The following is a 24,049-nucleotide window of genomic DNA, read 5'->3' as shown; positions in this document are numbered from 1 at the left end:
CGGCGCCGCAACCGGCGGCCGTACGGAGGATTCTCATGCTGGTCCGCCAGAGAATGACGCCGGAACCCGTGGTCATCAGCGCCGACGCACCGTTGAGCGAAGCGCGGCAAAAGATGCAAGCGGGCGGCTTTCGCCGGCTGCCGGTCTTGAGCGACGGAAAGCTCGTCGGCATCGTCACCGATAGCGATCTCCGCGCCCACGGCGACGCGCCCGAAGGCGCGAAGGTCGGCAGCGTCATGCGCGCTCCGGTGCTCACGATCCGCTCTTCGGCCACGGTGGAAGAGGCCGCCCAGCTGTTGATCCGCCACAAGATCGGGGGGCTTCCCGTCGTCGACGACGGGAAGGTGGTCGGGATCCTGACGGCAGTCGACATTCTCAAGGCGTTCGTCGACGTGATGGGGGCTTCGCAGCCCGCGAGCGCGCGCATCGATTTCGTCCTCGAGGGCGAGGAGCACGGTCTGACCGAGGCCTCCAGGATCGTGTCGGGGGAAGGCGGAGAGATTCTCGGCGTGGGGACGTACCGGGAAAAGCTCGGGGAAAATCCGGTTTGCTATCTCCGCGTGGTCGGCGGCGACCCGGAGAAAATCGCGCAGGCGCTGCGCGCCGGAGGCTTCGACGTGCTCGGCGTCCACGCGCTCGCGGATTGATGCCGGGTCCGCAGGAAGGGAGCCATGTCGCTGCGAGATTTCTGCCGGAAACCGGTCCTCAAGATATCCCCCGAGAGCACGGTCCTCGAGGCCTGCGCGATCCTGAAGCGCGCCAACGTGGGCTGCCTCATCGTGGAGCGCGACGGCAAGCTGCACGGGATCCTGACCGACAGGGACATCGCGCTCAAGGTCGCCGGTGAGCGCCGCGACCCCGCCGCCACGACCGTGGCCGAGGTCATGACCCCCGACCCGGTGAGGATCTCGGTCGAAAGGGATCCGCGCCACCTGACGACGCTGATGCGCGCCTATCACGTGCGCCGCATCCCCATCGTCGACGGCTTCGACACGATCCTCGGCATCGCGACGCTCGACGACGTGCTCGGGATTCTGGGCGGCGAGCTGTCGGAGATCGGAGAGGCCGTTTCCGGAGAGCTTCCGGGCGGCGGAGAATGAGTCAGGAGGCGGGCCGAATGGCGGCGATCACGGAAGAAGATTCCCGTTCCGTCCACAGAATCTCGTTCATCCCCGCGAACGGCGTCGAGCTCGAATGCGAGATCGCGATTCCGCCGCGGGCCGCCGGGATCGTGGCGTTTGCGCACGGCAGCGGCAGCAGCCGGCACAGCCCCAGAAACAAGTTCGTCGCCGAGCGTCTGCGCGCGGAGGGTCTCGGGACCTTGCTGATGGATCTGCTCACGAGAGAGGAAGACCGCAGCTACGAAACCCGCTTCGACATCGAGCTGTTGACCTGGCGCCTGGAGCGGGCCACGCAGTGGCTGATGGACGAGCCCGAAACCAAGGCGCTGGATATCGGCTATTTCGGCGCCAGCACGGGAGCTGCGGCCGCGCTGAACGCCGCGGCGACTTTCGGCGCGGCGATCGGCGCCGTGGTCTCGCGCGGGGGCCGGCCCGATCTGGTGATGCCGGCGCTCAAGCGGGTGCAAGCGCCCACCCTGCTGATCGTCGGCGCGCTCGACGAGGTCGTTCTGGAGCTCAATCGCAGGGCCTACGCCGAGCTTGCGGGCGAGAAGCGGCTGGCGGTCGTCCCGGGCGCGACCCACCTGTTCGAGGAGCCGGGCGCGCTCCAGGAAGTGGCCCGGCTGGCGGCGAATTGGTTCAAGCGCTATCTCGGCGTCAAGCGGCAGGCCTGAGACCCTTGCGCCGCTCAAGCCGGCCAGAGCGCCTGAGGATCGCTGCGCATCAACATTTCCCGGATCTCCTGCCGGTGTTTCTCGTCGTCCTTCCGGATTCGATCGAGAAGCCCACCGATTTCGGGCAGCTCCGGCTCCAGGGTCCGGATCTCGTCCTGAAGCCGCGCGCCGCAGCGTCCTTCCTCTTCGAGGTCCAACAGCAGGTATTGCCAGCTGTTCCGCCCGCTCACCGGCGGCGGCTTGAACGGCGGGGGCTCACCGCCCAAGAGCCTGATCCGCGCCGCGATCCACTCGGCGTGTTTCGTTTCCTCGGCAGCTATGTCGAGCAGCTTCTGGCGAAATTGCGGGTACTGCATCCTTGCGGCATGCTCGCGGAGGCGCTCGGCGTGGCGAAGCTCCTCGAGGTAACGCTGTTTGAGAAGCTCGCGCGCCCTCCGGTATCTGCCGGTTGACAGGCTGAGAAACCGGCGCCACCATTGTTTCCAGTCGCCGCCCATCGAACGCCTCCGGACCGGTTTTTCTCGATCGAGGCAACGCAAAGCCCGAGCCATCCTCCGGGGTTGAAAAACCGGCGGCGCCAAGCCGGCAATGACTCCACCCGGCCCATACTCCTTCCCGCGGGCGCCAATTTCGCCGCCGCCTGTTCTCAACAACGAAAAAGGCCTCCATCGAAAACCCGATCCCGCCGTGCTCCAGGCACGAAAAATGCGTGTTGCGAACCAGGAGCGCCCATGAAAGAAGACCGCCTCGCGTTCTCGGAGGCCGCCCTCGAAGTCCTGCGCCAGCGCTATCTTCGCCGGGACGAGACGGGCCAGGTGATCGAATCGCCGGAAGCGATGATGGAGCGAGTGGCCCGTGCCATCGCCGCCCCCGCCGGACTCTTCGGCGAGGATGAGCGGTACTGGGAGGAACGGTTCTTCGGGCGCATGCGCCGGCTGGAGTTTTTACCCAACTCGCCCACCCTGATGAACGCCGGCCTGGCCGACGGACAGCTCGCGGCCTGCTTCGTCCTTCCGATCGAGGACAACCTCGAATCGATCTTCACGACCCTCGGCCGCATGGCGCGCATCCACCAATCCGGCGGCGGCACCGGTTTTTCCTTCAGCTCCCTGCGCCCGCGGCGCGACCGTGTTCGCTCGACCGGAGGCATAACCTCGGGTCCCCTCTCCTTCATGGACATATTCGACCTCACCACGGCGGTGATCCGCGAAGGGGGAAGGCGGCGCGGAGCCAACATGGCGGTGCTCCGCATCGATCATCCGGACATCGAGGAGTTCGTCGAAGCGAAACTAAAGCCGGGGAGGCTGGAGAACTTCAATCTCTCGGTGGGCGTGACCGATGCCTTTTTCGAAGCGCTCGAGCGCCGCGAGCCGTTCGCGCTGCGCAACCCCAGAACCGGGCGTGAGGTCTCCGCCGTCCGGCCGGAAGCGCTTCTGGAAAAGATCTGCGCGGCGGCATGGGCCACGGGAGACCCGGGGCTGCTGTTCCTGGACGAGATCAATGCTCACAACCCGACGCCCGCGCTGGGACGGATCGAAAGCACGAATCCGTGCGGCGAGCAGCCGCTCCTTCCCTACGAGTCCTGCACGCTCGGATCGCTTAACCTGCCGGCGTTCCTGGCGGGCGGCGAGATCGACTGGTCGGCCTTGCGCGAGGCCGTCCACGACGGGGTGGTGTTCCTCGACAACGTGATCGAGGCGAACAGCTACCCGTTTCCGGAAATCGAAGCCGCCACCCGCCGCACGCGCAAGATCGGGCTCGGGGTCATGGGCCTCGCCAACCTGTTTGCGCGCCTCGGGATCGCTTACGACTCCGGCGAAGCCGAGCTGCTGGCGGAAAAGATCGCGGAGTTTCTTACGGCGGAGGCACGCCGTTGCTCGGCCGCTCTCGGCGAGCGGCGCGGCTCGTTTCCGGCGTTTTCGCAAAGCGTCTGGCCCGCCCGGGGGTTCACGGCGCTTCGCAACGCCACGGTCACCTGCGTTGCGCCCACCGGCACCATCAGCTTGATCGCCGGAACTTCCGCGGCCATCGAGCCGTTTTTCGCCCTGGCCTTTTCGCGCCGCATTCTCGGGACGCAGTTCGCCGCGGAGATCAATCCGCTGCTGCGCGAGGAGCTGGAACGGCTGGGCCCCGACGGCGAGCGAGCCCTCGAAGAGGTTCGCGAGCGGGGTTCGATCCGTGACCTGGAATACCTTCCGGCCGAGCTGCGGCGACGCTTTCCCATCGCCCTGGAGATCGCGCCCCGGTGGCACCTCCAGATGCAGGCGGCTTTCCAGAAACACGTTGACGCCGCCGTCTCGAAGACGGTCAATCTCCCGCGCGACGCGCCTCCCGCGGCGGTCCGGGAAGTCTTCCTTCTCGCGCGCCAGCTCCGGTTGAAAGGGGTCACGATCTACCGCTACGGCTCCCGACCGGGTCAGGCCCTTTCCCTGGTCCAGGAAGGGGTGCGGCACGATTGCCGGGAGTGCGCCGAGTAGCGGGGACCGTTTGCTCAACGGCGTGAAATCGGCGATATTTCGATCGAAAAGCCCGGCGACGAAAGCCGGCCTCCGGGGAGGAGCAGCGGGCGAGCGCGGCGGTAGCGGCTGACTGGCATGAAGGACGGGGAATTCTTCAATCTTTACAATCACGGCTTTGTCCGGGCGGCGGTCGGAGTTCCCGAGCTTCGGGTGGCGGACCCGGCCTACAACGGCTCCCGGACGATCGAGTTGATGCACGCGGCCGAACACCGCCGGGCGGTTCTGGCGCTCTTCCCGGAGCTGGGACTGTCCGCCTACTCGTGCGAGGACCTCTTTCACCAACGGGCTCTGCTCGACGGTTCGCTCGCGGCGCTGGGCGACGTCCTCAAGGCCTCGGAAGGCCTCGAGCTGATCGCGGTGGTGGGGCTGCCGCTCCAGGTCGACCATTTGCTGTTCAACTGCGCTGTCGTCCTGCGCCGCGGGAAGATCCTGGGAGTCGTCCCCAAAACCTTCCTGCCGAACTACCGCGAGTTCTACGAGTACCGGCAGTTCGCCCCCGCGGCCGCGGCCCGGAGCACCTCGATCGACCTTCTCGGCCAGCGGGAGATTCCCTTCGGGGAGCACCTGCTCTTTCAATGCGAGCAGGAAAGGCGGTTTACCTTCTTCGTGGAGATCTGCGAGGATCTCTGGGTACCGCTGCCGCCTTCGTGCTGGGCCGCGCTCGCCGGCGCCACCGTGATCCTCAACCTCTCGGCATCCAACATCACGCTCGGCAAGGACGAATACCGCCACAGCCTGGTGGCGAACCAGTCGGCGCGCTGCCTCGCGGCCTACCTCTACACCGCGGCCGGGACCGGCGAGTCGACCACCGACCTGGCATGGGACGGCCACGCGATCGTTTACGAGAACGGCGCCCTGCTCGCCGAATCGGAGCGCTTCCACTACGACTCCCAGCTGGTCGTCGCGGAGCTGGACCTCGAGCGCCTCTCGCAGGAGCGCATGCGCCAGAACAGCTTCGGCCAGAGCATGCAGCGCCATCGCGAGGAGCTCAGGCGCTTCCGCAAGGTGGGCTTCGATCTCAATTTGCCTCGCACCGAGCGCCTGCTCTGCGAGCGCCGGATCGGCCGCTTCCCGTACGTGCCCTCGGAGCGGGCGCTGCGGGACCGCCGCTGCTACGAAGCCTACAACATCCAGGTCCAGGGGCTGGTGAAGCGGCTGCGGAGCTCGGGCATTTCCAAGGTGGTGATCGGCGTCTCGGGCGGACTCGACTCGACCCACGCGCTCATCGTGGCGGCGCGGGCGTTCGACGTCCTGAGCCTGCCGCGCTCGAACATCCTCGGTTATGCGATGCCGGGCTTTGCCACGAGCCGCCGGACCCTGGCCAACGCCAAGGCGCTGATGGAGGCGGTCGGCTGCACGGCGAGCGAGCTCGACATCCGGCCGAGCTGCGAGCAGATGCTGCGCGATATCGGTCATCCTTACGCCCGCGGCGAGCCGGTCTACGACATCACCTTCGAGAACGTGCAGGCGGGCGAGCGGACCAGCCATCTCTTCCGCCTCGCCAACCTGCACCACGGGCTGGTGCTGGGAACCAGCGATCTCAGCGAGCTCGCCCTCGGCTGGTGCACGTACGGCGTCGGCGATCACATGTCGCACTACAGCGTCAACGCGAGCGTCCCGAAAACGCTGATTCAGTTCCTCATCCGCTGGGTCGCCGACACCGATCTGCTGGGAAAGGAAACCAGTATCATCCTGCGCTCGATCCTCGACACCGAGTTCAGCCCGGAGCTGGTGCCGGGAGATCCCGACGGCGAGCAACCGAGCCAGAGAACCGAGGAGATCGTGGGCCCTTACGAGCTTCAGGACTTCACGCTCTACTACACGACCCGTTTCGGTTACCTGCCCACGAAGATCGCTTTTCTCTCCTATTGCGCCTGGAGAGACCGGACGCTCGGAGCGTGGCCCGATATTCCGGAGGAGAAACGCCGCCAGTACGGCATCGCCGAGATCAAGCGGTGGCTTTCCGTGTTCGCCTGGCGTTTCTTCCAGGTGAGCCAGTTCAAGAGGAGCTGCATTCCCAACGCCCCCAAGGTCGGCTCCGGCGGCTCGCTGTCGCCGCGCGGCGACTACCGCGCGCCCAGCGACAGCGAAGCGACGGTGTGGCTGGAGGAAATCAAGCGGATACCCGAGACCGAAGCCTGACCCCCGCGGGCGGGCCCGGCCCTATACCCCCGTCGTCTCCTCGGTCGCCGACGACCGCCTCTTCTTGGCGTCGCCGTACAGTTCGTCGATCAGCTCTTTGTACCGTTCCATGATGACCTGGCGGCGCAGCTTCATCGTCGCCGTCAGCTCGCCCTCGTCGACGCTCAGCTCGCGGCCGAGGACCCACACCTGCCGAACCGCCTCGAACGGCGCAAGCTCCCTGTTCTTCTCCCGGACGATCTCCTTGACGCGCGCCTGCACCCACGGATGCGACGCAACCTCGCCCCCCAGATCGACGCCCTGCTCCGCCGCCAGCTCGCGCGCCCGCTCGGAGTTCACGGTCACCAGGGCCATCAGCGGCCGCTGTCCGCCGCCGACCACCATCGCCTGGCTGATCATGGGATCGGTCCTGAGAAGGTTCTCGATTTTCTGCGGCGCCACCTTCTTTCCCGCCGACGTCACGATCAGATCTTTCTTCCGATCGGTGATCCTGAGGAAGCCCTCCTCGTCCACGGAGCCGACATCGCCGGTGTGAAACCATCCCTCGCGGTCGACCGCCTCCTCGGTCGCGATGAAATCGCGGTAGTAGGCCTTGAAGATGTTGGGGCCGCGCAGCAGGATCTCGCCGTCTTCCGCGATGCGACACTCGATCCCCGGCAACGGAAGCCCCACGGTTCCGATCCGGCAGCGATTCGGTCGGTTGACGTGCGTCACCGTCGATGTTTCCGTGAGCCCGTAACCCTCGAGCAGCACCAGGCCGATCGCATGGAAAAACTCGGCGATCTCCGCAGGGAGAGGGGCTCCGCCCGAGATCGCGACCCTCAACCGCCCCCCGAACGCGGCATGGATTTCGGAGAACGCGAGCCGCCTCGTAAGAGCCATCGCCGCCTCCAGGACGAGGCCGGGCTCGGCGCCCGCGCGCTTGCGCCGGCTCCACTCCCGGCCTATGGCCAGGGCGCGGTCGAAGAGAAACCGCCGCGCCCAGCCGGAGCGCTCCACCCGGGAACGGATCCGGTGGTAGGCGATCTCGTAGATCCTCGGGACGGAAAAAAACACCGTCGGCCGGACCGACCGCAGGTCCCGGCTCACGGTCTCGATCGACCGGGCGTAGGCTACCGTCCATCCCTTGGCCACGGCCATGAAATGCTCCAGGCGGCCGAAGGAGTGCGCTGACGGCAGAAAGTGCAGGGTCACGTCCTCGTCGGTCGACGGCAGCACCTGATCGACCGCGTCGATGACGAAGAGGTAGTGGCCGTGAGTGGTGAGCACTCCCTTGGGATCTCCCGTGGTTCCCGACGTGTAAATGATCGTGAGATCGTCGCTCGGCCCCAGGACCTCGACGAGCCGGTCGAACGTCTCCGGATGCTCGCGCTCGCAGGCCCGGCCGCGGGAAGACAGCTCTGCGAGGGTCATCGTCCCTTCGCCCGCTCCGCCCTCCTCGCCGCCGCTCAACACGATCCGGCGGATTCGTCCGAGCGAGCCGGGAAAAGGGTCCAGGCGCCGCAACGCCTCGCGCGACTCGACGAAGAGAACGGAAGGCTCGCAGTGGCTGAGGATGTGCAGGACCTGGGCCCGGGGACTCGTGGAGTAGACTGGAACCGTCAGCGCGCCGACGCAGATGTTGGCCCAGTCGACGAGATTCCATTCCGGCCGGTTGTTCGAAAAGATCGCCACGCGCGCCCCGCGCTCGACCCCCAGAGAATGGAGCCCGAGGGCGATCTCCCGAACGCGCTGGATGGCCTCCTCCCAGGAAAGCGACCGCCACTCGCCCCCCTCGGCGAAGCGATAGAGTGTCTTTCGGCCGTAGCGGCGGGCCTGCCGGCAAAACATGGCGGCTAGGCTCGGGTCCTTCACGCCAGACTCCCCGGTCATCGGTTCGCGAAGCGGGCTAGAGCGGGTCGCCCCCGGTCATGGTGACGAGCACCCCCTCGATGCCGGGATCTTCCTCGTCGAGCAGGCCGACCTCCACCGCCACCTGACAGATGCCGAGCCCGTCGATCCAGCTGATCGCGAGCAGATCGCCCGTAAGGTCATAGAACTCGATGTAGTCGACTTTGATGGAGCTGCGCGCATCATCATACAATATCAGGATTCCGACGTCTCCCTCCTCGTCCGCAACGATCAGCCAGTCGACGCGCAACAAACGCTCTTTGTCGGGCGTGGAATCCGGCAGGAGAATGGGCTCGCGGCGGAGGTTTTTCCCGGCCTTGAGGGGTTCGGCTGCCGCCTGGCCGCAGAGAACGAGAACGGCCAGGATCGCGGCGATTACGGCCGCTGTTTTTTTCATCGGCCCTCCGCCCATGGAGAAGGCAAACGACGTGCCGGCCCGAGGAGCCAAACGCTTTCTTTCCGCTCTCCTGTTGCCCGCCGGATTATCAGGGATGAAAAGCCCGGGGAGCTTTCGGTGGCAAGGCTGCAAAGGACCCGATGGTCCATGCCTGAACTGCTCACGGCTTTCCGGAAGGCACGGTCCTTGCGTAGCGTCGCCCACGGTCTCACCAGTCCGATCCGTGCGATGTTTGCCGTGAATCACCAAGAAGGCAATTGCGCACTGAGAAGTTCGTTGATAGATCGGAGGTGGGCCGAGACCTGGAGAGCGCGGGCACCGCAGCGTGAAGGATCTTTGTAGCTGCTCGGGCCGAAACCTCCGCCTGACGGCGGTTGAAAGTTCATCGTTTAACAAGACCCGGAAGCTGCGAACTGGAAACCAGAGACTGTTAGCGTGAACGGCCGGGAGGCCCACCATGTCCGGCACAATCGGAGACGGGTCGCAAGCGGTATACGGAGTCGTGCTGGCGGGCGGCGAGGGGGTTCGCCTGCAGGGCTACGTTCGCGCGCTTAGCGGAACCTCGCTGCCGAAGCAGTATGTCGCTTTCACGGGCCGGCGCTCGATGCTCGAACATACGTTTTCACGCGCCGAAAGGCTCGTTCCGGCGCGGCGCCTCTTCACTGTCATCGGACGAAGCCATCTCCGCTATCCGGAAGTCCCGCGCCAGCTCGCCTCCCGGCCGCCGGAGACCGTCATCGTCCAGCCCGAAAACAGGGAGACCGGAGCCGGGGTTCTCCTGCCGCTCGTTTACCTTTCCGAGAGACACGGCGCGACGGTGGCGGCGATTTTTCCTTCCGACCATTTCGTTCTCGAGGAGGATCGGTTCATGGCCTGCGTCGAGCAGGCGGTGGAGGCGGTGCGGGACCACCCTCGACGGCTGGTGCTCCTCGCGGTCGTCCCGGACGAGCCGGAAACCGACTACGGTTATATCGTTCCCGGGGAGCGCTCGATGGGCCTGCGCTCGGCGGAGATCCGCAAGGTCAGCGGCTTCATCGAAAAACCCGATCGGCGGACCGCCGCAGAGCTGATGCGCTCCGGGGCTTTGTGGAATACGATGACTATGGTATGTGACATCAAGGCGCTGCTGAGCATGGTGAAAAGAGTGCAGCCGGCGCTCCATCGCGCGTTTCTGCGGATTGCGCGCGCCATCGGCACGCCGCACGAGGCCGCGGTCGTCGAGGACGTTTACCGCTCGCTGCAACCGGTCAACTTCTCCAGAGGCATCATGGAGCCGATCGCGGTCCGGTATCCGGATTTCGTCTCGGTGCTGCCGGTTCGGGGCGTGTGCTGGAGCGACTGGGGCTCCGCGGAGCGGATTGCACGCGCCCTGGACGTGCTGCGGCGGCGCGAGACCGACTTGGCGCGGGCGGCGGCGAGCCGCCGCGCCGGCCCCGATGCACGCCTGCTCGCCGGCTGCAAATAAGCGCAAGGAGGAAACGCCATGATCGCGAAGCTTTCCAGGCCGAACGCCTTTACGGGAATCGGCTTGACCGCGCTGCTGCTCGCCGCCAACCCCGCAACAGCCGTTGCGCAGGCGGTGCGCTCCCACGAGGATGCCCGGCGCATCGTGACGATCGAGAACTTGAGCGTTCGCGACGGGACGGTTTCCGGCGAGATTCGCAATCGCTCGCCGCACACGGTGCGGGGGGTCGAGCTGCTCATCCGCCACACGTGGCTTTGGGCCAACGAGTTCAAACCCGGCAAGGACGACCCGGGCACGGCCGTCTACTACACGGTGCCCGACGAGATCAAGCCGGGAGGGACCGCGCGCTTCAACGTCGCGCCGGACCCGCCGCTGCCCAGGCGGTCCAACGGCACCTACTCGACCACGGTGTCGATCGCGGGCTTTACCGAGGTCATTCCCCAGAGCCGCTGACGCGGCCTCACCCCGGCTCCTGCTCTTCGCCGATGAGGTAGTAGTCGTCGATGTGGGCGAGAATCTCCTCGCGGTCGGGAATCGCACCCGCCGGCGCCATCCGTTCGAGCTTGCGCAGCCCGTGAGCGAGCTGCTCGTCGCCGAGAACGCCGGCGATCCACCGCGAGAAATCGCCCGCGAGGAGATGGTGCCGCAAAGAAGCGGGCGACGCTTTCTGGATCGCCTTGTAGAATTCCAGCATGTTGTGAGCGACGAGAGGCTCGTCGTTGTAGAGAAAACGGAAGGCCTTCTCGTCCGGTAGTCGCGTATCGGCGTACTTCCGCCCGTGGTGGGCGTGGACGGTCACCCGGTCGGCCGGCTGGAACACCTGCCAGCGAGGGCCGTCCGCATCCTGCAGCAGCAACCCCACGCGCCCGGGGGTGACGGCGGCGAGCGCGGCCCGCGCGTCGATTTCCCGAGGGGCGCACGCTTGAAGAACCTTGGTGAGGAAGTAGCGCTCGTCCTCGATCTTCGATCCCGTAACGGCGTGCGCTCCGACCCCGGCGTAGACCTCGTCGGACAGCTGACTCGGCCGGTAGGTCGCGAGGATGAAGTTCCCCGTCCGGCTCGAAAGCTGCCGCGAGCAGCCGCCGTCCGCGAAGAAGTAATGCGCCTCGTCGATCAACACCCAGTGTGGAACGCCTGTCGTTTCGCGGGCGGCCGCGAGCGCGCCGAGCAGCTCCTCGACGTATTTCTGCTGCTCGCGCAGCGGCAGCGCCGAGAGGTTGACGACGACGCTCAAACGCTGGTGCGCCAGGACCTTCGGGATCGCCGCCGCCGCAGGGAGCGGCAGCTCGCGCCCCAGGGTCAGCACCTTCCCGAGCTGCCCGAGCGCGAGATAATCGCCTTCCGGATCGATGACGCAGAGCCGGTAATCCCGCTCGATCAGACGCTCCGCCAGCAGCCCGGCCAGCCACGACTTTCCCGACCGGGGATCGCCGCTGATCACCATGTTCACGCCCGAAGCGGGAAAGAGGACCGGATCGCCGTCCGGCGTGTTGCCGATGGCGATGCGGTGGCGCCGGGGCGTGGGCGCCGTGCATCCGTTGCTCAACAGGCGGCGGATATAAAACGCCACTCCGGCTCCTCCCGGTTGCGAGAGGTGGTCGTCCGCCATCGCCGTGACCGAGGCAACCGCGCCGCGCGCCGCCACCCCCAGCTCCGCCGCCAGCAGCAACGGGATGTCGTTTTCCGCATCACCGAACGCGATCAGGTTGTGCTCCGAACGCGCCAGCTCTTCGAGCGCGCGCCGCACGCCGACCGCCTTATTGACGCCGCTCGGGAGCAGCATGAGCGCGCCGCGATTGAAGATGAGCTGCCCGTCCAGGCCGAAGCGGCGGATGAGATCGAGAAGCTGGGTTGTGTGGTGCTCCCACGTGCCGACGATGACCGTCCCGGTGTGGAACGGCACCCCCCTGGCTCTGAGCTGGCCCAGAAAGCGGTCCGGCGGCGGCTCTCCCAGCTGAATCGTGCGCTGCTGGCGGCAGAGCCACACGATCGCGCCGTTTTCGGCGACGACCGCGTCGAAGGGTAACGTCTGCTCGCACGCGCTCTCGATCTCCTCGAGGACCCGCCCGGTGACGAGGATTCTCGCGACCCCCTGCATCCGCGCGGCTTCGAGGGCGGCGAGCAGCTCCGGAGCGAGCCGTCCGTCGGTGGCTCCGGTGCCGTCGAAGTCGCATGCTATGACGCGGCAGTACACTCGAATCCCGTGGCGGAGAGAAACTAGGCGGCCTTGCGCTTGCGGGGCTCTGTCAGGCGAACGATTTTCGGATGGACCAGGCTCTCGAAATCCTTGTATCTCATCCTCACCGTCTGGACGTGGTTTCCCGCGTTGAAGTAGATGAACTCGTCCTCTTGGAGGGCCGGGTCGACGTAGACCGGGATGCCGAAAAGATTGCCGAACGGGGGCATCGCGCCGATCTCGCAGTTGGGGAAGCGCGACGCGAATTCGTCTTCCGTGGCCAGCTGCACCTCGCGCGCGCCCAGGCTTTCACGCGCCGTGCTCAGGCTGACTTTTTGGCTCCCCATGATCACCGCCATCACCAGCTCGCCGTCGGCTTTCAGCATCACGACCTTGGCCATCTGATCTCCGGAAAAGTGCTGCTTTGCCGCAATCTCCTGAGCCGTGTACGCAAGCGGGTGGTTGTAGACCTCGTACGAGACCTTCGCTTCGTCCAGGAAATCCTTCAGTTTCTTTAGGATCGGCATACCAAATCTCCTTCCTTCGGTTTTTCTGAACGATACCCGGGATGAGCGGCAATAATCATGCCTGCTTCGAACGGCCGGGCATGGCCGATTTTTCGCTTACCGGGCCCGCGGCAGACAGGTCGAAGAGAGCTCGTTGTGCGCAGCTCTGCGAAGCTTTGCGTCTCCCCTTCTCAGCGATGAGAATGGAGTGCTGCCCGGTAGTGCCGGGAGCACACCGGCTGCGCGATTTCAAACACTTGCTCCAAGTTCCCGGGAGCTGTCGCTGGCACGTCTCTTGCCGGTTTTTCGGGCAGATACAACCGGGGGGAAGAAGATGAAAATTCCTTTGCAGATCACCTTCCGCAACATGCCTCCTTCGGAGGCGATCGAGAGCCACATAAGGGAGAAAGCTGCAAAGCTCGAATCTTTTTACGACAGGATCATGGGATGCCGCGTCGTTGTCGAGGCGCCGCACCGCCGTCACCACAAGGGCAAAGCCTACCTGGTGCGCATCGACCTCACCGTTCCCGGGGGAGAGCTGGTCGTCAACAGAGAGCCCACCCACCTCGAGGCCGAAAAGCCCGAGCCTCTCGAGCCGCCGGAAAAGGAGCTCGCCGAATGCCGCGAGCCGACCCGGGAGGCGGCGCACGAAGATCCGTACGTGGCGATTCGCGACGCGTTCAATGCCGCCGCGCGCAAGCTCCAGGACTTCGCCCGGCGGCAGCGGGGAAAGGTCAAGCGCCACGAGCCGCCGCCCCGCGCGGTGGTCGTGAAGCTCTTCCCCGAAGAAGATTACGGTTTTCTGGAGTCCGCCGACGGGCGCGAGATCTACTTTCACAGAAACTCGGTCCTGCCTCCGGGGTTCGACCGGCTGAAGGTCGGCACGCCCGTCTACTTTCACGAGGAGCCGGGAGAGAAAGGGCCGCAGGCGAGCACGGTCCGCATCGCCGCCCGATGAGGCGGCTCGAAGCCTGGGAAACCCGCGATGCGGTGGCGGTTTATCGGTGAGCTCGAAACTATGCAGGCGGAGTATAACGCTGGCGCGCGCCGGGCCAGCCGTGTCGCCGCGAATCAGGTCGCAGGCTCAACAGCGGGAAGTGAAAACCGGGAACCGGAAATCCGGGACTCCTATTGTCCCGGGCCCTCAGCCCACTTTCGACGGCGCTTTCTTTTCTCCAGGGGCTTTTCTTTGAGCTCCCGCAGACCGCGCCGGATGTACCCGGGATCGAGACCGAGCAGCTCGCAGACGTTCTGGAAAGAGAAGATCCAGGTGTCGGAAGTGTCCATGATCCACCGTTCCGCTTCGGCGAAGCGCTCTTTCCCGGCGCGGTCGCGCGCCGAGCTGCACTTGAGATAAGCGTCGATGGCGTCCTTGAGAATCGCATGAAGCAGGGCCTTTTCCGGCTCCAGGTACTGGGCCCGGCGTAGCGTGTCGAAATATTCTTCGGCAAGGCCGGTGTCTTCCGGCAAAGCCGGATAGATCTCGCTCATCGATCGCTCCTTCTGAGTGAGTGGACTGCAAGCGCTATGCCACGAAACATTTCCAAGGCTCTGTCTTCTCATCTCTGCGGCCCGCCCGGCCGGGTCTTTGCACCGGCGGGAACGAGCCAGAATTCAGCGGCAAAAGCCCCGGAAAATCGCGAGTGTCGAGCGGCTGTCCTGGCATAATGGTTGCGAATGTTTCCGCAACAAACGCTTGCGTTCGTTCGTGAATCGGGGAAAGCCATGACCCAGAACGATAACGGCGAATACCCGCCGGAGGCGACCGTCGGAGATCAGAGTCTTCGTGGCCTGCCCGGGGTGGTGGAACAAGAGCCGCTTCCTTCCTCGCCTCCTCGCGCCGACCTTCGGCCGCTCATCGCCCGGCTCGCTTACGAGATCTATTTGAGCCGCGGTAAACAGCACGGTCACGACCTGGACGACTGGCTCGAAGCGGAAAGAATCGTCCTCGCGCGTTTCGCGCGTTCGCGGTCCGGAGATTCGGGCGATGGCAAAGAAGCGTAACGAGCCCGTCTCGTTTCCGATGCACGTCTCGCAGGAGGTGGAGCGCTTGTTCGACGAGATGATCCACCGCCCCTGGGGATTCTGCCGCGAGATACGAGGTTGGCAGCCGTCGGTCGACCTCTTCGAAACGGCAGCCGCGTTCGTTCTCGAAGCCGATCTCCCCGGCGTCAAAGCCGGCGACGTCAAGGTGGAGGTGGAGGACGGCGACCTGGTCCTTCAGGGATGGAGGTCGCTGGAGACGAGTCGCCAGAGCGGGCGGTTCCACGCGATGGAGCGTTCTTCCGGCTATTTCATGCGGCGGATCCGGCTCCCGGAGTCGGTCGACCGCGACGGTATCGAGGCCGAGTTCAAGGACGGAGTGCTGCGCATTACCTTACCCAAGGCCCGGCGTAAAAAGGATCAGGCATGAGCAAAGCAACGAGTACCCCTTCAGAACCGAGCTGGATGTCGAGCGGACGCCCGGAGCCGCGGGAGCTTACGGCCGAGGAGCTCAGATTCGTGGCCGACATGAAGCTCGACTTCGCTTCGACGAGCGAGATGGGGCCGGCCGCCGCGTTCGTGGGGCAGGACCGGGCGCTCGCCGCTCTGGAGCTGGGTCTCGGCGTTTCGGCGACCGGTTACAACATCTTCGTCTCCGGCCTTGCCGGTGCGGACAAGCTGGAGCCTCTCAAGCGCTGGGTGGCCGAGCGTGCGGGCAAGGCGCCCACCCCAGGAGACTGGGTTTATGTCCACAACTTCAAGCAACCCGACGAGCCGCGGGCGATCTACCTCAAGCCCGGCCAGGGGAACCGCCTCAAGCTGTTGATGCGGGACCTGGTAAAGACGCTCCGGGAAGAGGTGCCCAAGGCCTTTCGCCAGGAGGCCTTCGACAAGGAAAAGTCGCTGCTCACCGAGAAGTACACCAACCGCGCCCAGGAGCTGAACGAGCAGTTCGCCGAGCTGGCGCGCTCGAAGGGATTCGTCATCCAGCCCGGCCCGCGCGGGCACCTCTACTTCGTCCCCCTGGTCCGCGGGAAGCCCCTGCAGAAACCGCAGGACTACGCCGAGCTCTCGGACGAGGAGCGGCGCGAGGTCGAACGCCAGCAACAGGAGCTGGCGGCGGAAATGGAGCGGCTGGCGCGCAAGCAGCAGGAGCTGATGCGCGAAATGGAAGACGACATCCGCGAAGTCGAGCGCCGTTTCTGCGAGCGCCTGTTGCGCCCGATCCTGTCGCGCATTCGCGACGAGATCCAGAACGAGGAAGTGGACCTCTACCTCCGCGAGGTCGAGGAGCACGCCCTCAACAACCTCGACGAATTCAAGGAATCGCCGGTTTCGATCATCCCGCTGCCATTCCTCCCCCTGCCGCGCGAGCGCGACCCGTTTCTGGAATACGAGGTCAACGTCGTCGTGGACAACGGCGCGACGCGGGGGGCTCCGGTCATCGTCGAGAGCGCGCCCACGTATCTCAACCTGTTCGGCACGATCGAGCGCGTGGTCGACCGCTTCGGCCGCGTGGTGACCAACTTCACCCGCATCAAGTCCGGCTCGTTCCTGCGCGCGCACGGAGGCTATCTGATCTTCAGCCTCGAGGACGCGCTGATGGAGCCCGCGGTCTGGAAAGTGCTCAAGCGCACGCTGCGGAGCGGCCGCATCGAGATGGAAACCTACGAGCCGTTCGCCCTGTTTTCCGCCTCGGGGCTGAAGCCCGAGCCGGTCGAGGTCAACACCAAGGTCATCGTCCTCGGCAGCTCCTTTCTCTACCACCTCCTGTACAACTGGGACGAGGAGTTCCACGAGATCTTCAAGGTGAGGGCCGATTTCGACCCGATCATGGAGCGCGATCCCGACCACCAGCTCGCCTACGCGCAATGGGCCGCCGACCTCTGCCGGGAAGAAGGGCTGCCCCACCTGGACCGCGGCGCGGTCGAGCGGCTGATCGAGTTCGGCTCCCGCGCGGCCGGCGACCGCGGCAAGGTGCTGGCGTCGCGCGCCCACGTGACCGACCTGGTCCGCGAGGCCGCCTTCTGGGCCCGCAAGGAGGACCGGCAGCTGGTGTCGACGCGGGACGTGGAACAGGCGATCCAGAGCCGGATCTTCCGCTCCAACCGCCTGGAGGAACGCATCCGCGAGCTGATCGCCAACGGCACCATTCTGGTCGACATCGACGGAAAGAAAATCGGCCAGATCAACGGGCTGTCCGTGGTGGAGATCGGCGAGTACGCTTTCGGCCGGCCGAGTCGCGTCACCGCCAGCGTCGGCATGGGCCAGGCCGGCATCATCAATATCGAGCGCGAGTCGCGCCTGAGCGGCAGCATCCACGACAAGGGCGTGCTGATCCTCGCCGGTTACCTGCGCAACCGCTTCGGCCAGGAGCAACCGCTGACGCTTTCGGCGAGCCTTTGCTTCGAGCAGTCCTACTCCGGCGTCGAGGGGGACAGCGCCTCCTCGACCGAGCTCTACGCGCTCCTGTCGCGCCTCTCCGGCGTGCCCTTGCGCCAGGACATCGCCGTCACGGGTTCGGTCAACCAGTGGGGGGAAGTACAGGCGATCGGGGGGGCCAACGAGAAGATCGAAGGCTTTTACGACGTCTGCCGGGTCGTGGGCCTGACCGGCAGGCAGGGAGTGATCATCCCCGAGGCCAACGTGCGCCATCTCGTTCTGCGCGCGGACGTGGTAGCCGCGGTCGCGGAGGGGCGTTTTCACATCTACCCGGTGCGCACCGTGGACGAGGGGCTGGCCGTCCTCACGGGGATGGGACCCGAAGGCGCCGACGAGGTCAATCGGCGCACGAGCGCCCGGCTGAGGGAGATGGCGGTCGGCTTGAAGCGGTTCGTCGCCGGGCACGACGGCGAAGCCGAAACCGAAAGCAAGCAGGCTTGATCGGGTCTGGAGTCCAACCGCCACAGTCTCGTGTTTTCAAACTCGGACCCGGGACCTTGGACTCTGGACCTGTCACCGGTTGAAACTCGACGCAATCGGCGAGACTGAATCTCATGCGTCCCCTGCGCCCCCGCTATGTTCCGGTCCCTTCCCAGGATGCCCCGGAAGGCGGCCGACTGATCCTGCGGGACGGCACCACGGCTTCACTGCGCATCGCCCGTCCCGAGGACAAGCCCGGTCTCGCCGAATTCTTCGCCGGCCTCTCCAACCGCTCGAGAGTTTATCGCTTCTTTTCGGCCTCCGAGCCGGCGGAGAAAGTCATCGAGACCTTTTGCGACAACTCGGCTCCCGACAAGCGCCTTACGCTGGTGGTCACGCGAGCGGCCGGCGACCGGCAAAGGATCGTCGCAGCGGGCACCTATGCCGCTCGCGACGAGGCGACCGCAGAGGTCGCGATGGCGGTCGACGACCGCCTGCAGGGAAAGGGGATCGGCTCGCTCCTGCTCGAGCGGCTCGCGCTTCTCGCGGCGGCGAACGGGTTTCGCCGCCTCTGGGCCGTCACGATGCACGAGAACAAGGCGATGCTGGACGTTTTCCGCGACTCGGGATTCGAGTGCCGCACCCGCATGGACCAGGGCTACGTCGAGATCGATCTCTCGCTCGTCCCGACCGAGACCAGCGTCATGCGCGCGGAGCTGCGCGACCGGGTCTCGACCACGGCGTCGCTCCGGCCGTTCTTCCAGCCGCGCTCGGTGGTGCTCGTCGGCGCCTCGCGCAAGCCCGGGTCGATCGGGGACCGGATCCTCAAGGCGATCGAGGCCGCGGGCTTCCGGGGCTCGGTCTACCTGGTGAACCCCACCGCCGACTTCATCGGGTCGCGCAAGGTCTACCCGTCGGTTCGAGAGCTGCCCGAAGCCCCCGACCTCGCGATCATCACGGTGCCGGCCCAAGCCGTGCTCGGCGTGATCGACGACTGCGCCGCCCGCGGCGTCAGGGCGGCGCTGGTGATCAGCGCCGGCTTCGCCGAGATCGGCCGCGAGGGCGCCCGCCTCCAGGAGCAGCTCGTCGAAAAGGTCCGCGGCTACGGCATGCGCCTGGTCGGCCCGAACTGCCTCGGGCTGATGAACACCGATCCCGCCGTGCGTCTCAACGCGTCGTTCTCGCCCATCTTCCCGCCCGCCGGCCGCGTGGCTTTCTCCTCGCAGAGCGGCGCGCTCGGCCTCGCCATCATCACGCTGGCGCGCGAGCGCGGCCTCGGGCTCTCCAAGTTCATCAGCGTGGGCAACAAGGCGGACGTTTCCGGCAACGACCTGCTCCAGTACTGGGACGAGGATCCCCAGACCGCGGTGATCCTGCTTTACCTCGAATCGTTCGGCAACCCGCGCCGGTTCGCCCGCATCGCCCGGCGGGTGGGGCGCCACAAGCCGATCGTCGCGTTGAAGGCCGGCAGAACCGGCGCCGGGCTCCGCGCCGCCAGCTCACACACGGCCGCCCTGGCCGCCAGCGAGGTCGCCGTCGACGCTCTCTGCCATCAGGCGGGCGTGATCCGCGTCGACACCATCGACGAGATGTTCGACGTCGCCGCGGCGCTCGACGCTCAGCCGCTGCCGCCCGGCCGCCGCGTCGGGATCCTCACCAACGCCGGAGGGCTTGGAATCCTTTGCGCCGACAGCTGCGAAGCGAACGGGCTCGCCGTCGAGCCCCTGCAGCCGGCGACACGCGAGCGGCTCGCCAGCTTCCTTCCGCCCACCGCCGCCGTGGCCAATCCGGTCGACATGATCGCGTCGGCCGGGGCCGAGGAGTTTCGCAAGGCGACCGAGATCCTGTTGGGCGCCGAGGAGATCGACGCTTTGATCGTGCTCACGATCGACGCCGGCCTCGCCTCGCTGGAGTCGATCACCGCGGCCATCTGTGCCGGCGTGCGCGAGAGTCGCGCCGGCAAGGGCGCCGGCAAAACCGTCCTCGCCTGCGTGATGGGCGAGGAGATCCGCCGCCGGCCGCTCTCCATGGACGGCGAGCGGCTGCCGAACTATCCGTTCCCTGAGAACGCCGCCCGGGCACTCGGGCGGCTCGCCAAATACTCCGAATGGCGCCGCCAGCCCGAAGGCGTGATTCCCGATTTCGAGGACATCGATCCGCGGGAGGCGCAGCGCGTTTGCCGGAGCGCGGCGGGGCGCGGCGGGCCCTGCTGGCTCTCGGCCGAAGAGACCCGAGCGGTGCTCGCGGCCCTGAGGCTGCCTCTCTCCCCCGGGGCGATCGCCCGGGACGCCGAGGAGGCCGAGCGCGTCGCCGCCGAGATCGGGTTCCCGGTCGCGCTCAAGCTCGCCTCCCGCACGATCGTCCACAAGACCGAGGTCGGCGGCGTCTATTTGAATCTCCGGGACGCGCCCGCCGTCCGCGCCGCCTTCGACGACCTGCGGGATCGCCTAGCGGCGAGCAAAAAGCTCGACGCAATGGACGGCGTTCTCATCCAGCCGATGATTACCGGAGGCGTCGAGGTCATGATCGGGGTCTCCCAGGACCCGCTGTTCGGCCCGCTCCTCGCATTCGGCCTCGGCGGCATCCACGTCGAGATTCTGAAGGACGTCTGCTTCCGCCTCACGCCGATCACGGATCGCGACGCCAGCGAAATGGTGCGCGCCATCCGCGGCTTTCGGCTGCTCCAGGGCTATCGCGGCCATCCGCCTGCGGACATCGCCGCCCTCGAGGAGCTCCTGCTGCGCGTTTCGCGGCTGGTCGAAGAGGTTCCGGAGATCGCGGAGCTCGACCTGAACCCCGTGATCGCCCTCCCGCCCGGGCGGGGGTGTCTGGTCGTGGACGCGAGAATCCGCGTCTCGGCCTAGCCAGCCCGAAACCGTATACACCGGAGCGCCCCTGTGTTAAAAAAAGCGGATGGCCTCGTACTGGGAGTTGCTTTCTCTGGTGCCGCTGGGATTTTTCGCGGGGGGCTACGGCGCCCTGATCGGGGCCGGAGGCGGATTCGTGCTGGCTCCGGCCCTCCTTCTCCTCTACCCGGACGACCCGCCGGAAACGATCACCAGCATCTCCCTCGCGGTGGTCTTTTTCAACGCCCTCTCGGGCACGCTGGTATACGCGAGATCGAAGCGCATCGCCTACAGCTCGGGCCTGATCTTCGCGCTGGCGACGATGCCGGGCGCGGTCGCCGGGGCGCTGGCGACCACGGCGGTCGGCCGGAGCTGGTTCGACCTTCTTTTCGGCTCGCTGCTGGTTCTGGTCGCGGTCCTCTCCGCCGCCAGCACGGGGAAAAGAGCGGCCGCGCGGATCGCGCAAGCCCAGCCCCGGGCGGGCGCGATCGCCGACATGAGGCCCGCAACGCTGGCCCTGGGGGCGGCCTTGAGCACGGTGTTTGGTTTCCTGTCCAGCTTCCTGGGAATCGGCGGCGGCTTTCTCTACGTGCCCGCGCTCGTCTACCTGCTGGGCTTTCCCGTCCACGTCGCGACCGCCACGTCGTTGTTCGTTCTCACGATCACGGCGCTCACCGGCAGCGCCACCCATGTCCTGGCGGGGCTCTTCCAGCAGGGGATCCGCCGCGTCCTCGCGCTCTCGGTCGGCGCCGTCCTGGGAGCGCAGTTCGGCGCCCGCCTGTCGCAGCGCATCCACGCCGACTGGATCATCCGCAGCCTCTCGGCGGCCCTCGCCCTGGTCGGCGCGCGGCTGATCGTGGCGGCGCTCTAGCGAGACCCCTCAGCGCTTGACGACGAGCACCGGGCAGCGCGCGTAGCGGAGCGTGCGCTCGGCGACGCTCCCGAGCATCAGCCGCTGCAAGCCGGTCCGGCCGTGGCTTCCCATGATGATCAGCTCGGCCCGCAGCTTTCTCGCCTGCTCGGCGATGACCCGGGCGAAGTCGGTGCCGCGCACGAGCACGAATCGGCAGTCGTCGGGCGCCAGGCGCTTGCGCGCCGCGAGCCGCCTGAAGCTCTCGCGGGCGTCGCGCTCGAGCAGGCCGTAGAAGTCGAAGGTCCCGCCCATCGGCGGGTAGACGAGCTCCCCCTGGACGACGTGAAGCACGACCACCTTGGCGCCCCGCTCGCGCGCCATCGAGAGCGCGTAGTCGAGCGCCTTTTCCGAATTCGGGGAGAAATCGATCGGTACGAGATAGGTGGGGGCCCTTCTCATCGTCTCCGTCCGCTCGCTTCCCTTCGCCTCAGCGCAGCCCGGCCAGCTCCTGCAGCATGCGCCAGTTCCGCAGCCGCTCCGCCTGGGCTTCGAGCAGCTCCGGCGAGGGATTTCCTTCGCTGTCCCAGTGCTTGGCGAACCGCCCTTCCGTGCGTGCGAAGTCGAGGAAAGTGAGCGGCTTCTCGCTCCGGGGCGGCGTCCACCAGTCCTCCTTTTGCGCCGGGTTTCCGACCAGGCTCAACCGCTCCCGGATTTTCTCGCCCTTGCGCGGGTCGTAGATGAAAAGCGGAAAGGCGCGCGACTCCACGGCGAGCTTCGCCTGGCGCGCGGAATTGCAGTCCGGCACCCCGTGCTCGGGCTGGCAGGTGGTGTAGACGTTGATCACCGCAGGCCCCGGATACTCGTTCGCCTCCATCACCGCTCTGTAGAAGTGGTTGATGTGGGCGGCGGTGGTCTGCGCCACGTAAACGTCGGGATGCACGAGGCAGATCTCGGCGAGCTCCTTGCGCCGCTCTCGCTTGCCGCGCTGCGCGGCGCCGAAGGCCGCCATTTTGGCGTCCTGGGCCGGAAACGACGCGGTCGAGGCCTGGCCGCCGGTGTTCGAGTAGACCTGGGTGTCGAGCACCAGAACGTTGATATCCATGCCGCTGGTCAGCATGCGGCTGAGACTCTGGAAGCCGATGTCGTACATCGCGCCGTCGCCGCCGATCACCCAGAGCTTCTTGTACTCCCACCCGAGCTGGTTCCAGCGCGCCCGAATGCCCATGGCGTCCGCCGGCGCGTTCTCGAACAGCGAGTTGGTCCACGGCACGAGATAGGGGTTGTAGGGATAGGTGGAGCCGTACACGGTGTTGCATCCCGTGGCGGCCACGATGCCGATGTTCTCCGGCTTGTGGACGAATCCGGTCGCCGCGAGCATCATGCGGATCGCCGTCGCCTCGCCGCATCCCATGCACGAGCCGGCGCCGCCGACGTACAGCAGCGACGACTCCTCGTCGAGCATGAAATCGGCGAGCGCCCGTTCGTTGATGTATTTTCTCGGCGTCGGTCCGATCGTGCGGAAGAAGTTGAACGCCGCCCGGTAGCGCGGCAGGGAGCCCGAGTCCTTGGGGACCATCTCGAGGGCGCGGTAATCGAGCGCCTCGCACACCTGCACGCACTCGGCGCAGCCCTTGCACTTCGTCGGGTCGATGAAGATCCCGAAAAGCGCCCCCTCGTCGCCCTTTTTCTCCGGCACGTCGTAGTACTTGCGCGTGCGCGCCCAGTGCGAGGCGGTCCATTCCCGCTCCGCCGGGTCCTCGATCCGCTGCAGCGCCTGCTCCACGGCGGAAGCGGGAACCGCCTTCGCGAGAATCGCCGTGTCGGGACACTCGGTGACGCACGTCATGCAACCGACGCACCTCTCCCGGATGAATCGCGGAATCTCCGGCGCGATATAGCTGAAATCGCGCAGCGCCCCGGTCCCCGGCGGGATCAAGCTGCGCGCCACGCCGAGATCGGCGGGAAGCTCGGCCGAGCCCCGTCCTTCCTGGTACGCGCCGATCACCCGCCGGTTGAAATCGTCCACGTAGCGGTCGAGATCGAGCTCGATCACCCGCGAGTCGGCGTACGTCGCCTCATGGGTTTCCATCGCCGTTCCCGCCGGCTTGATGCCGGGGACGGCAACCTCTTCCTGCGCCTCCGCTTCGAGCGGATTGAAAACCGCTTCCGGCTCCGTTGTCATGCAATCCTCCGCCGGGGAAATCCTGCCTCACTCCTCGGCCACGCGCCTGGCCAGATCCGTGACGGACAGAACGCCGATCGCGCGGACGTGACCGGACGACTCCTCGACCACGACCAGCCGGTGGATGCGCCGATCGGCGAGGACCCGCGCCGCTTCTTCGATGGTGGCGTCGGGTCCGATGGTGATCGCCGGCTTCGTCATCAGATGCTCCGCCGTCATCCCGCGCCAGTGTTTCAGATAGGGCTGGACGAAGCGGGCATTCACCAGGTCCGTGCGGGAGATCACCCCGGCGACGTCGCCCTGTGCGTCGGTCACGATCAGGGCGCTGATATCCTTGGCGTCCATCACGGCGGCCACCCGCTCGATCGGCGTCTCGAGACCGCACGTTTCCACGCCTGCATGCATCCAGTCCCGCACTCTCGCGCCGCTCATC

General features: G+C 66.5%; 22 protein-coding genes. 13 read left to right on the top strand and 9 right to left on the bottom strand.

The window, feature by feature from the left end:
* Positions 1 to 35: 35 nt before the first annotated feature.
* The 3 genes from VNN77_13710 to VNN77_13700 are packed head-to-tail and all read left to right on the top strand — an operon-like array spanning position 36 to position 1,795.
* Positions 36 to 647, top strand: coding sequence for a CBS and ACT domain-containing protein (locus tag VNN77_13710; protein ID HXG52447.1), 612 nt, complete (start codon positions 36 to 38; stop codon positions 645 to 647).
* 24 nt (positions 648 to 671) lie between these two features.
* Positions 672 to 1,100: a CBS domain-containing protein gene (locus VNN77_13705; protein ID HXG52446.1), complete on the top strand. Its 429-nt coding sequence runs from the start codon at positions 672 to 674 to the stop codon at positions 1,098 to 1,100.
* Positions 1,101 to 1,117: 17 nt separating this feature from the next.
* Positions 1,118 to 1,795 (top strand): dienelactone hydrolase family protein, encoded by a 678-nt coding sequence (locus VNN77_13700; GenBank protein HXG52445.1) that lies wholly within the window; start codon positions 1,118 to 1,120, stop codon positions 1,793 to 1,795.
* 14 nt (positions 1,796 to 1,809) lie between these two features.
* On the opposite strand, the gene VNN77_13695 is transcribed toward VNN77_13700, so the two are convergent.
* Positions 1,810 to 2,292: a ferritin-like domain-containing protein gene (locus VNN77_13695; protein ID HXG52444.1), complete on the bottom strand. Its 483-nt coding sequence runs from the start codon at positions 2,290 to 2,292 to the stop codon at positions 1,810 to 1,812.
* A gap of 234 nt (positions 2,293 to 2,526) precedes the next feature.
* On the opposite strand from VNN77_13695, the gene VNN77_13690 reads away from it, so the two are divergent.
* Positions 2,527 to 4,272 (top strand): adenosylcobalamin-dependent ribonucleoside-diphosphate reductase, encoded by a 1,746-nt coding sequence (locus VNN77_13690; GenBank protein ID HXG52443.1) that lies wholly within the window; start codon positions 2,527 to 2,529, stop codon positions 4,270 to 4,272.
* 117 nt (positions 4,273 to 4,389) lie between these two features.
* Entirely contained in the window at positions 4,390 to 6,456 is a 2,067-nt protein-coding gene (locus tag VNN77_13685; GenBank protein HXG52442.1) for an NAD(+) synthase, read from the top strand.
* A gap of 21 nt (positions 6,457 to 6,477) precedes the next feature.
* Here VNN77_13685 and VNN77_13680 read toward each other — a convergent pair whose 3' ends face one another.
* Both VNN77_13680 and VNN77_13675 read right to left on the bottom strand, forming a co-directional pair.
* On the bottom strand, positions 6,478 to 8,310 hold the full coding sequence (locus tag VNN77_13680; protein ID HXG52441.1) for a long-chain fatty acid--CoA ligase: 1,833 nt from the start codon (positions 8,308 to 8,310) through the stop codon (positions 6,478 to 6,480).
* Between the two features lie 34 nt (positions 8,311 to 8,344).
* Positions 8,345 to 8,743, bottom strand: a complete 399-nt coding sequence (locus tag VNN77_13675; GenBank protein HXG52440.1) for a hypothetical protein — start codon at positions 8,741 to 8,743, stop codon at positions 8,345 to 8,347.
* A 457-nt stretch (positions 8,744 to 9,200) separates the two neighbouring features.
* On the opposite strand from VNN77_13675, the gene VNN77_13670 reads away from it, so the two are divergent.
* On the top strand, positions 9,201 to 10,208 hold the full coding sequence (locus tag VNN77_13670) for a sugar phosphate nucleotidyltransferase (protein HXG52439.1): 1,008 nt from the start codon (positions 9,201 to 9,203) through the stop codon (positions 10,206 to 10,208).
* An 18-nt stretch (positions 10,209 to 10,226) separates the two neighbouring features.
* Positions 10,227 to 10,661 (top strand): hypothetical protein, encoded by a 435-nt coding sequence (locus VNN77_13665; GenBank protein ID HXG52438.1) that lies wholly within the window; start codon positions 10,227 to 10,229, stop codon positions 10,659 to 10,661.
* 7 nt (positions 10,662 to 10,668) lie between these two features.
* Here the strand turns inward: VNN77_13665 and VNN77_13660 are convergent, their stop codons facing one another.
* Both VNN77_13660 and VNN77_13655 read right to left on the bottom strand, forming a co-directional pair.
* Positions 10,669 to 12,402, bottom strand: coding sequence for an HAD hydrolase family protein (locus VNN77_13660; GenBank protein ID HXG52437.1), 1,734 nt, complete (start codon positions 12,400 to 12,402; stop codon positions 10,669 to 10,671).
* Between the two features lie 23 nt (positions 12,403 to 12,425).
* Positions 12,426 to 12,911: a YbaK/EbsC family protein gene (locus tag VNN77_13655; GenBank protein HXG52436.1), complete on the bottom strand. Its 486-nt coding sequence runs from the start codon at positions 12,909 to 12,911 to the stop codon at positions 12,426 to 12,428.
* Positions 12,912 to 13,224: 313 nt separating this feature from the next.
* On the opposite strand from VNN77_13655, the gene VNN77_13650 reads away from it, so the two are divergent.
* On the top strand, positions 13,225 to 13,848 hold the full coding sequence (locus tag VNN77_13650; protein HXG52435.1) for an HPF/RaiA family ribosome-associated protein: 624 nt from the start codon (positions 13,225 to 13,227) through the stop codon (positions 13,846 to 13,848).
* Between the two features lie 170 nt (positions 13,849 to 14,018).
* Here the strand turns inward: VNN77_13650 and VNN77_13645 are convergent, their stop codons facing one another.
* The gene (locus VNN77_13645) at positions 14,019 to 14,381 is read right to left on the bottom strand and encodes a hypothetical protein (protein ID HXG52434.1); all 363 of its coding nucleotides are present in this window, start codon (positions 14,379 to 14,381) and stop codon (positions 14,019 to 14,021) included.
* A gap of 234 nt (positions 14,382 to 14,615) precedes the next feature.
* Here VNN77_13645 and VNN77_13640 point away from each other — a divergent pair, with 234 nt between their 5' ends.
* The 5 genes from VNN77_13640 (at position 14,616) to VNN77_13620 (ending at position 21,452) form a co-directional block, all read left to right on the top strand.
* Positions 14,616 to 14,894, top strand: coding sequence for a DUF2934 domain-containing protein (locus VNN77_13640; GenBank protein HXG52433.1), 279 nt, complete (start codon positions 14,616 to 14,618; stop codon positions 14,892 to 14,894).
* Positions 14,878 to 15,303 (top strand): Hsp20/alpha crystallin family protein, encoded by a 426-nt coding sequence (locus tag VNN77_13635; protein HXG52432.1) that lies wholly within the window; start codon positions 14,878 to 14,880, stop codon positions 15,301 to 15,303. Before VNN77_13640 ends, VNN77_13635 begins: the two co-directional genes overlap by 17 nt.
* Positions 15,300 to 17,756, top strand: a complete 2,457-nt coding sequence (locus tag VNN77_13630) for an ATP-binding protein (protein ID HXG52431.1) — start codon at positions 15,300 to 15,302, stop codon at positions 17,754 to 17,756. The genes VNN77_13635 and VNN77_13630 overlap by 4 nt, the downstream gene beginning before the upstream one ends.
* Positions 17,757 to 17,869: 113 nt before the next feature.
* Entirely contained in the window at positions 17,870 to 20,599 is a 2,730-nt protein-coding gene (locus tag VNN77_13625) for a GNAT family N-acetyltransferase (GenBank protein ID HXG52430.1), read from the top strand.
* Between the two features lie 49 nt (positions 20,600 to 20,648).
* Positions 20,649 to 21,452, top strand: coding sequence for a sulfite exporter TauE/SafE family protein (locus tag VNN77_13620; GenBank protein HXG52429.1), 804 nt, complete (start codon positions 20,649 to 20,651; stop codon positions 21,450 to 21,452).
* 9 nt (positions 21,453 to 21,461) lie between these two features.
* Here the strand turns inward: VNN77_13620 and VNN77_13615 are convergent, their stop codons facing one another.
* Genes VNN77_13615 through VNN77_13605 form a run of 3 tightly spaced genes read right to left on the bottom strand, consistent with a single transcriptional unit; the run spans position 21,462 to position 24,048 of the window.
* Positions 21,462 to 21,893 (bottom strand): universal stress protein, encoded by a 432-nt coding sequence (locus tag VNN77_13615; GenBank protein ID HXG52428.1) that lies wholly within the window; start codon positions 21,891 to 21,893, stop codon positions 21,462 to 21,464.
* Between the two features lie 28 nt (positions 21,894 to 21,921).
* Positions 21,922 to 23,616, bottom strand: coding sequence for a thiamine pyrophosphate-dependent enzyme (locus VNN77_13610; GenBank protein HXG52427.1), 1,695 nt, complete (start codon positions 23,614 to 23,616; stop codon positions 21,922 to 21,924).
* A 27-nt stretch (positions 23,617 to 23,643) separates the two neighbouring features.
* Entirely contained in the window at positions 23,644 to 24,048 is a 405-nt protein-coding gene (locus VNN77_13605; GenBank protein HXG52426.1) for a CBS domain-containing protein, read from the bottom strand.
* Position 24,049: the final 1 nt, after the last annotated feature.

Source organism: Candidatus Zixiibacteriota bacterium, from assembly GCA_035574315.1.
In the GTDB taxonomy this organism is placed as follows: Bacteria; Desulfobacterota; Binatia; order UBA9968; family UBA9968; genus DATLYW01.
This window is presented reverse-complemented; position numbering and strand designations above follow the sequence as displayed.